Below are 9,263 nucleotides of genomic sequence, written 5' to 3'. Positions count from 1 at the left end.
CTAACTGGGATGATGAGTATCTGGGTATTAGCGGTGTTCTTCGCAGGTAAATCATATGGTTATTTATATGCATATACGCTAAAGTTTGATTTTGCAAAGGCATATTTTGTTATTGCAGCAATTGCTATCATAGCTGGAATTGTCCTTTGGGGGTTAGATAAAAAGTTAAATAGTTTAGTTGAAGACGAGAAAGAAGAAGTAGAAGAGGTAGTAGCTTAATTACTTGATCTGTGTAAATTTTTAAAATTCAATAAAATTTCGTATGGAGTCTGTTTTAAGTTTTATGTAGATACTAAAATTTTTTAAGGGGGTACAAATGTTAAATAATAAACTCTCAAAACTTAGAAATGAAATGAGTAAAAATAGGATAGATGCTTATATTATCCTTAGTTCAGATGCACACCAAAGTGAAAATGTAGCAGAATATTTTAAAGGTAGGAGATGGATCAGTAACTTTACAGGTAGTGCTGGAACTGCAGTTATCACTGCTGATTCTGCCGGTCTTTGGACAGACGGCAGATACTTCCTTCAAGCTGAAAAAGAGCTTGAAGGAAGTGGGTTTGATCTTTTTAAAATGACTGTAGAAGGAGTGCCTACTTACCCTGAATGGTTAAAAAGTGTTGTCAAAAAAGATGGTATTATTGGATTTGATGGGAAGGTCATCTCTATTTCTGCCTACAATGAATTAAAAAAAGGATTTGATGAAGAAAATTTTAAAACCCAGGATGATCTATTGGAATCTATCTGGGATGACAGACCTAATTTCCCAAAGGAAAATATATTTGTTCATGACCTCTGCTATGCTGGCAAGTCTGCCTCGGAAAAAATTGATATTATTCGTGAAATCTACCACTCCCATGGGGCTGATACTTATATTATCAGTTCTTTAGATGATATTGCATGGACTTTTAATCTAAGAGGAAGCGATGTGTTAAATAATACTACCTTCTATTCATATGCACTTATTGAAGATGATAAGATTACTCTATTTATAGATAGTGATAAATTAGATGAACAAACTGACTTATATCTTAAGGGAAACAATATAGTTTTAAAATCTTACGATGAGATTACTGATATCTTATCTAATTTAAAAAACAAAAATATCTACCTCAGCCCAGAAAAAACAAGTATTTATATAGAATCATTGCTTAAAAATAATAAAATAATCCATGAAAAAGAGATAACTACTCACTTAAAAGCTGTTAAAAATGAGATAGAGATACAAAATTCCAGGGAATGTTATTTAAATGATTCCATAGCTCTCCTAAAAGGGTTTAAATACATTGAAGATAATTTCAAGAAAACCCCTATAACTGAACTAGATGTAGAAAACATTATAAGAGATGAAAGATCAAAAATAGATGGATTTAAAGGAATAAGTTTTGATACTATTGCAGGGTATAAAGATCATGCAGCTCTTATGCATTTCAAAGCCAATGAAAAAAATACATATACTTTGGATTCCCAAGGATTTTTATTGGTAGATTCAGGGGGACAATACCTCAATGGAACTACTGATATCACTAGAACTTTTTCATTGGGAGATATCACACCTGAGCAGAAAAAAGACTTTACTACAGTATTAAAAAGCGTAATTACCCTCAGTAGAGCCAAATTTTTAAAGGGGACTACTGGTTATAAATTAGATATGTTAGCTAGATATCCACTATGGTTAGAAGGAATAGACTATAAGTGTGGAACTGGCCATGGAGTTGGATTCTTTCTAAATATCCACGAAGGTCCCCAAGGTTTTTCTGTTAAAAAAAGTCATGATCTTCCTTTAGAGATAGGGATGAACTTAACTATTGAGCCTGGTGTTTATAAAGAGGGGAGACATGGGATTCGTACTGAAAACACCGTTATAGTAAAAGAAGCTTTTACTAATGAAAATGGGACTTTTTATGAATTTGAAACTATATCTTTTTTCCCAATTGATATAAATTCTATCGATCCATCTCTATTGAATAATGATGAATTAGAGTGGATCAATACCTACCATGTCACTACTTTTAATAAGCTATCTCCATTGTTAAATGAAGATGAGGTAAACTGGTTAAGAGAAAAAACTAAACAAATTTAAGTAAAGCTTCTATAAAATGAGGAGTAATATATATCAAGGGTCGAAACTAAAATTAACTTCTTTCAAAAGGGATATATTGGGCATCTATTTTGCTCAATATATTCATATGTAAAGTTAGGAAATTTAAAGATAAAATGTTCATAGATAGGCATTCCCTGTTTAAATTGTTTTGTGGTAATTACAATTTAACACTAAAGAGTGTCTATTTTTTTATTTATTTTTTGCACAAGTCGAGTTAAAAAACTAATTGAGCACTGAAAGGACTATACTTTTTGTTGTATTTAATTATACAATGTAAGTTATATGAGATGAAATAAACTTCTTAATAAAATTTTATATTTTTTAAATGCACATATATTCTATGATATTATATACATAAGATAACTATTGAAATCTAAAATTGAAAGAGGAGATATAATATGAAATTAGATAAGATTGAATATATAGATAGAAAAACAAATAAAATATTGGTAGAAAATGTTCCTGGAGAAAAATTTTTAAAATTTTTATACCATAATCCGTTTGGAAAACTGCCTTTGGAGTTGTTGGTAAAGAGAAAATGCCTGTCCTCTTTTTATGGGAAGTTGATGGATCAAAAAAGATCAATCAATAAGATAGAGGATTTTGTGAGGAAGAACCATATAGATATGAGTGAATCTCAAAAAAAAGTAGGAGAATTTATTTCATTTAATGATTTTTTCTATAGAAAATTAAAGCCCAATGCAAGAAAGATAGAGAACGGATTAGTATCTCCTGCTGATGGGAAGGCAATAGGGTTTGAAAATGTCAATGATTGGGATAAATTTTTTATAAAAGGAACGGAATTTAATTTAGAAAAATATTTAAACAATAAAGAGTTGTGGAAAAAATATAAAAGCGGTAGTATGATTGTTGTTAGACTAGCTCCTGCGGATTATCATAGATATCATTTTCCAGCTAATGGTAAAATTGGCAGTAGAAATAAGATAGGCGGATACTGTTATTCTGTGTCACCCTATGCAATAAAAGATAATTTTGGAGTATTCTGTGAGAATAAGAGAGAATTAACTACATTGGAAACCAGTGAATATGGAGATATTTTGATCTCAGAGATAGGAGCTACCATGGTAGGAGGGATCGAGCAGACCTATACTCCTAATACCGATATAAAAAAAGGAGAGGAAAAGGGGTATTTTACCTTTGGAGGTTCCTCGACACTGTTATTATTTGAAAAAGGCAAGGTTACAATAGATGACGACATTTTAAAAAATACAAAAAATGGCTATGAAACCAAAGTATATATGGGTGAAAAAATAGGAGAATAGAGATGTATTTTAAAAGGGGAGACCTAATAATCTACGGATTGATCATAGGATTTTTTTTAACTTTAGGCATTAATATCCACAAAACTAAGGAAACTAAGGCAGAAAGAGTTGAAATATATGTAAACAATCAATTAAAATATACATATAAACTTCAAAAAGCAGAAAAGGAATTCTATGTCGATACAGATATTGGAGGAGTAGGAATAAAATTAAAAGATAATAAGGTAAGGGTAACCTCCTCATATTCTCCCAGGAAATTGGGTGTCAAACAGGGATGGATAGAGAGGTCGGGAGAGACCATCATAGGAGTTCCAGATAAACTCCTAGTAAAGATAGTAGGAAAAGAAGAGAGCGACGTAGATTTTATCTTGCGATAGATTGTTTTGAAAAAAAGTGAGGTACAGCCATGATAAATAGCTGCATCTCACTTTTTTTATTTTTCTTCTATTTTCAATGAAAATCTTCCTAAATTATCTATTGTCTCAAAGATTAAAATAGCTGCTAGTTTAGAGGTGATATTTCCAGAATCATATCTTGGAGACACCTCGGCTATATCAAAGGTGACTGTTTTCCCAGTGCTTGCAATATGTCTTATAAGTTCCCTGCCAGATTTTGGATGGATCCCAAAGGGCTGAGGGGCACTTACTCCAGGAGCATAGGCAGACGAAAAAACATCCGTACATACAGTTACATATATATGATCATTTTCTTCTATAAACATATTTAATTTATTTTTTACTTCTAATTCCTTATAGTCATTGATATCTCGAGCTAAAATATATTTAACTCCCAATTCATCAGCTGTTTTAAAGAGGGATCTTGTATTTCCGTATTTTTGAATTCCCAATACAAAGTAGGAGAAATCTAATTCTCTTTCTTTACACTGGTCAGCTATCTGTAAAAACATGGTACCAGAACTAGTCTGTTCTTCATATGGTCTCATGTCAAAATGAGCATCAAAGTTTATTATCCCAATTTTTGGTTTCTTTTGATATCTAGATACCACATCTAAGAGGCCATTATAGGTTCCAAAAGCAACCTCATGTCCTCCTCCTAAGACTATTGGAAACATCCCCAAGGCTATGATCTTGGATACCGCTGTAGAAAGGGCTTTTTGAGCACCTTCAAGATCTTCATCTATACAAAAGATATTTCCAGCATCATAGAGGCTTACATCTTCCATGGTTTTAGGGAAGTTACACATCTCACGACGTATGGCATTGGGACCCTCTGCAGCTCCGATATTCCCCTTATTTCTTTCTATCCCTTCATCACTGGAAAATCCAATAAAACAGACTGCATTTTTAAATTTGAGATCTTCTAAGTTATCTTCTAGGTCGATCGCCTCAATAGTCTGGTGCCATCTAAGGGAATCAGGATCTTCTCCATCAATTCGTCCCGTCCATACATTTTTTTTTACCCTTCGGTAATTTATAAAAAATTCTTTATTTATATATTTATATTTCGTTAAAGATTCCAATCTTTATTTCCCCCTAATCGCCTGCAGCGAAATCTTTTTATTAAATTCTCTAACAGAAGCTTACTCTATTTTTCATTAAAATTCAATTTTTAACTGATATATTTATTTCATTATAAATGTTAAAATCGTGCTATCTTAGCACCATTCGGTTGACTTTCATATTAAAATAGAGTAATAAAGGAGTAGCAAAGAATTATGAGGGGGAAAAAATGTCAAAAATATTAATAGATAATCAAAAATTATTCATAGAGGATATAGTAAATGTAGCTAGGTTTAACTTTAAGGTGAAATTAGGTGATGATGCAAAAAAAAGTATCAATACAGCTCGGGCTATAGTGGACAAGTTTGTTGCTGAAGGAAGGGTATCTTATGGTATCACAACTGGATTTGGTAAATTTTCAGATGTAGTTATCTCAAAAGAAGAAGCTAATGACCTCCAAAGAAACCTTATTATCAGTCACGCTTGTGGAGTAGGGGAACCCTTTGCTGAAGAGATCGTAAGAGCAATGATGGTTCTTCGTGTAAATTCTCTGACAAAAGGTCACTCTGGCATCAGATTATTAACTGTGGAAAAATTAATAGAACTTTTAAATAAAGAAGTTCATCCAGTAGTTCCTGAAAAGGGATCTTTAGGAGCATCAGGAGACTTAGCACCATTATCTCACATGGTATTAACTATGCTTGGATTAGGAGAAGCTTTTTATAAGGGTGAAAGGATGGATAGTATTGAAGCCCTTGAGCTAGCAGTAATAGAACCATTACCATATTTGACTTCTAAAGAAGGACTGGCACTAATCAATGGAACACAGGCTATGACAGCTGTAGGAGTATTGACTATATATGATGCATTAAACTTATCTAAGATAGCTGATATTGCAGGAGCATTGACTATGGAGGCTCTTACAGGGATTAAATGTGCATTGGACCCTAGAGTACATGAGATCAGAGGTCACAGTGGTCAGATAGATACTGCTAAAAACCTTTTGAACTTAATAGAAGGAAGCAAGATGATTACTAAACAGGGTGATTTAAGAGTTCAAGATGCCTATGTTCTTAGGTGTATGCCACAAATCCATGGAGCGAGTAAAGATGCCCTTAGATTTATAAAGGAAAAAATAGAGATAGAAGTAAATGCTGTAACGGATAATCCATTGATCTTCCCAGAAACAGAGGAATCTATCTCAGCAGGAAACTTTCATGGACAGCCTATGGCACTCCCTTTAGATTATATGGGAATAGCACTGGCAGAATTAGCCAATGTTTCTGAAAGAAGATTAGAAAGACTTGTAAACCCTGCTTTAAGTAATGGGTTACCTGCATTTTTAACTAAATTTGGAGGGGTACATTCTGGATTTATGATCGTACAATATAGTGCTGCCTCGATAGTATCAGAAAATAAAATTTTAGCACACCCTGCTTCGGTAGATTCTATCCCATCTTCTGCAAACCAAGAGGATCATGTATCCATGGGAACAATCGCAGGAAGAAAAGCTAGAGAGATCATGAAAAATGCAAGACATGTAATAGCTATGGAGATCTTTGGAGCTTGTCAGGCCATCGATCTGAGAGAGGATAATTTCTTAGGAAAGGGAACTGAAATTGCCTATAATTTTATTAGAGAAGATATAAAATTTATCAATGAGGATGTGGTTATGTATAAAAATATAAATAAATGTTATGAACTCATTTCTAATAAGAAGATGATAGATAGAGTAGAGGAAGCAGTAGGGGAACTACTATAATTTTTAAGGAAAATTATAGATAAAGGATTAAAAATTTATAACTAACAAAAGGAGACAATCATAATGTTTACAAATAACGATATAAAAGATGCAATGAGTATAAAATTAACAGACATACCAAAGGAAACTCCTAAATTTGATTCTAAATTTAGGAGAGCTCCCAAAAGAAGTCTTACATTATCTCAAGATGAGGTAGAGTTAGCACTTAAAAATGCACTTAGATATATTCCAGAGGAGTTTCATACTGAGTTAGCATCTGAATTTTTGGAAGAATTGTATGAAACTGGAAGAATTTATGGATATAGATTTAGACCAGAAGGTAGATTATTTGCAAAATCTATCGATGAATATAAAGGAAAATGTATTGAAGGTAAAGCATTTCAAGTAATGATCGATAACAACTTAGATTTTGATATTTGCTTATACCCGTATGAATTGGTAACTTACGGAGAAACAGGACAAGTATGCCAAAACTGGATGCAGTATAGGTTAATTAAGAGATATTTAGAAGAATTGACACAGGATCAGACTTTGGTGATTCAATCTGGACATCCAATGGGATTATTCAGGTCTAACCCTTGTGCTCCTAGAACTATTATCACAAATGCACTTATGATAGGGATGTTTGACGATGATGAAAATTATATTAGAGCAGCTGCATTAGGAGTTGCTAACTATGGTCAAATGACTGCTGGGGGATGGATGTATATCGGACCTCAAGGGATAGTTCATGGAACTTATTCTACCATCTTAAACGCAGGTAGATTATTTTTAGGCGTACCACAAGATGGTGACCTAAAAGGTAAGTTATTTGTAACTTCTGGATTAGGAGGAATGTCAGGAGCTCAAGGTAAAGCTGTTGAGATTGCAAATGGTGTGGGAATAATAGCAGAGGTAGATTATTCCAGGATAGAAACAAGACATTCTCAAGGATGGGTATCTAGTATAGCTCTTTCTCCAAAGGATGCATTTGATCAGGTAGAAGCTTATTTTAAAGCAGAAAAGCCTGCTGCAATAGCATTCCATGGAAATATAGTAGACTTACTCGAATATGCAGCTGATAATAAGATAAAGATTGACCTATTAACTGATCAGACTTCTTGTCACGCAGTTTATGACGGTGGATACTGCCCTCAAGGGATTTCTTTTGAAGAGAGAACTAGGTTATTAGCAGAGGATAAGGATAAATTTATAGGATTAGTAAATACAACTCTGGTAAGCCACTACAATGTGATCAAAAGATTGAGTGAACAAGGGACATATTTCTTTGACTATGGAAATGCTTTCTTAAAATCTGTATACGATGCTGGGGTAAAGGAGATATCTAAAAATGGTAGAGATGATAAAGGTGGATTTATCTATCCTTCTTATGTAGAAGATATATTGGGACCTGAATTATTTGATTACGGGTATGGGCCATTTAGATGGGTCTGCCTGAGTGGAAAAAAAGAAGATCTCTTAAAAACAGATGCAGCTGCCATGAGCTGTATCGATCCTAACAGAAGATATCAGGACAGAGACAACTATAACTGGGTAAAGGATGCTGATAAAAATGGATTAGTAGTAGGGACTCAGGCCAGAATCCTATATCAAGATGCCATGGGAAGAACCAATATTGCATTGAAATTTAATGAGATGGTAAGAAATGAAGAGGTCGGTCCTATCATGCTTGGACGTGATCATCATGATGTTTCAGGAACAGATTCACCATTTAGAGAAACTTCTAATATCAAGGATGGATCAAATATAATGGCAGATATGGCTACCCATTGTTTTGCTGGGAATGCAGCTCGTGGAATGAGTTTAATAGCTCTTCATAATGGTGGAGGAGTAGGTATAGGGAAATCTATCAACGGAGGATTTGGAATGGTATTAGATGGATCTAAAAGAGTCGACGACATCTTGTATCAGGCTATACCGTGGGATGTAATGGGAGGAGTAGCTAGACGTGCTTGGGCTAGAAATAAAAACTCTATCACTACATCTATGGAGTATAATAAAAATAATGTAGGGACAGATCATATTACCCTACCTTATATACCAAATGAAGATTTGATCAAAAATTTAGTAGCTAAGAAATTTAACTAAAACTTTAAAGAGGTAGATCCTATTTAGGATCTACCTCTTTGTTAGTGATTTTTATCTACCATAGTAATTATTATTTGACGTTGCTCATTGCTTAGTTTTTGGAGAATATGGTTATAGCCTTTTTTAACCTCTTTCAGGATACAACTTTGCCTATTTTTTTAAAGATCTATATATATATATATTCTATCCATGTGTCAAATTTTTCTCCTTTTTCAAACTGCATAACATCATACATTTCAGGAGCTACCAAAATAAATTGGGTTTTAAAATCTTGTAAATTAAAGTCTTCCATTTCTTTCTTTCTTTTAATTCTTGAAAACATTTTATTAAAATCTTTAGATTGATATTTTATATCTTTTTTACTTAAAGATATTGGTTTTTGATTTTTTATTAATCCATTAATTTGACAAATTTTTAAACCTGTTTCTTTAACTGCAGATACTTTGTCGTGTAAAGTTAACTCAATTACTTTATCTTTTAGACATTGATATATGGTGGTCGTGTTTGTCAAACAGTTTATGAAAAAACTTAAGCAATTTTTTGAGTACCAAAATATACCTTAGCAG

7 protein-coding genes are annotated in these 9,263 nt (G+C 33.1%); 6 read left to right on the top strand and 1 reads right to left on the bottom strand.

All coding sequences use genetic code 11. The features are described 5' to 3' along the window. From V5784_RS11750 to V5784_RS11735, 4 genes are all read left to right on the top strand, one after another. Positions 1-219, top strand: a 219-nt coding sequence (locus V5784_RS11750; protein ID WP_336889212.1) for a hypothetical protein, incomplete at its 5' end; no start/stop codon positions are given. A gap of 97 nt (positions 220-316) precedes the next feature. Beyond that, a complete protein-coding gene (locus V5784_RS11745) occupies positions 317-2,083 on the top strand; it encodes an aminopeptidase P family protein (RefSeq protein WP_336889211.1) in 1,767 nt (588 codons plus the stop codon). A gap of 419 nt (positions 2,084-2,502) precedes the next feature. Then, positions 2,503-3,387 carry a phosphatidylserine decarboxylase gene (locus tag V5784_RS11740; protein WP_336889210.1) on the top strand — a complete coding sequence of 295 codons (885 nt, stop codon included), beginning with the start codon at positions 2,503-2,505 and terminating at the stop codon, positions 3,385-3,387. Positions 3,388-3,389: 2 nt separating this feature from the next. Continuing rightward, positions 3,390-3,764 carry a NusG domain II-containing protein gene (locus tag V5784_RS11735; protein ID WP_336889209.1) on the top strand — a complete coding sequence of 125 codons (375 nt, stop codon included), beginning with the start codon at positions 3,390-3,392 and terminating at the stop codon, positions 3,762-3,764. Positions 3,765-3,820: 56 nt separating this feature from the next. On the opposite strand, the gene hutG is transcribed toward V5784_RS11735, so the two are convergent. After that, positions 3,821-4,867 (bottom strand): formimidoylglutamase, encoded by a 1,047-nt coding sequence (gene hutG, locus V5784_RS11730; protein ID WP_336889208.1) that lies wholly within the window; start codon positions 4,865-4,867, stop codon positions 3,821-3,823. 209 nt (positions 4,868-5,076) lie between these two features. Here hutG and hutH point away from each other — a divergent pair, with 209 nt between their 5' ends. Next, positions 5,077-6,609: a histidine ammonia-lyase gene (gene hutH, locus V5784_RS11725; RefSeq protein ID WP_336889207.1), complete on the top strand. Its 1,533-nt coding sequence runs from the start codon at positions 5,077-5,079 to the stop codon at positions 6,607-6,609. Between the two features lie 63 nt (positions 6,610-6,672). Next, a complete protein-coding gene (locus tag V5784_RS11720) occupies positions 6,673-8,697 on the top strand; it encodes a urocanate hydratase (RefSeq protein WP_336889206.1) in 2,025 nt (674 codons plus the stop codon). Positions 8,698-9,263 lie beyond the last annotated feature (566 nt).

Source organism: Psychrilyobacter sp. (genome assembly GCF_037132775.1).
Classification (GTDB): Bacteria; Fusobacteriota; Fusobacteriia; order Fusobacteriales; family Fusobacteriaceae; genus Psychrilyobacter.
The sequence above is the reverse complement of the archived record's forward strand: the minus strand, read 5'-3'. Positions and strand labels throughout refer to the sequence as shown.